Source organism: Vibrio sp. 1562 (assembly GCF_033340155.1).
Lineage (GTDB): Bacteria > Pseudomonadota > Gammaproteobacteria > Enterobacterales > Vibrionaceae > Vibrio > Vibrio alginolyticus.
Genome location: NZ_JAWOVY010000792.1, coordinates 1 through 513 on the forward strand (window position 1 = coordinate 1; position 513 = coordinate 513).

The following is a 513-nucleotide window of genomic DNA, read 5'->3' on the forward strand; positions in this document are numbered from 1 at the left end:
ATTACGACAAAAGCGAAGTCTCAAAAAACGCCTTCAATATGGATGTTGGCATCGCTTGGTATCACGAAGCCTGTCATGCAGGTTTGTCCGTTAAGGATGTCTTCAAGCAAGACATTAAAACCAAACTCGGTAGTTATACCTACGAACTCACTCCTCAAGCAACCGTTGGGATTGGCTACGTGAGTAACTACGTAGCACTGAGCTTAGACGCCGATCTAACCACGCAAAAGCGCTTTAAAGAACTTGATGATGACACTCAATTTGTGCGCATCGGTATCGAAGGCGACGCGTGGGGATGGGCACAACTTCGCGCAGGCTATGAAATAGATCTGGAGAATAACCTAGATAACTCCGTCACTGGTGGTATTGGGATCAGCCCATTTGATGTTGTTAGCCTTGACCTAGCAGGTTCTTACGCAGGCGATAATCAATTCGGAGCAGCGGCGAACTTAGCCTTCACTTTCTGATTCACCACCTGAATAGTTACGCCAACCAGATTAGCTTCGGTTGGCG

General features: G+C 47.2%; 1 protein-coding gene. It reads left to right on the forward strand.

All coding sequences use genetic code 11. The annotated features are described in order from the left end of the window. A partial coding sequence (traF, locus tag R7Z49_RS27700) for a conjugal transfer protein TraF (RefSeq protein WP_318112858.1) occupies nt 1-467 on the forward strand: 467 nt, incomplete at its 5' end. Nucleotides 468-513: the final 46 nt, after the last annotated feature.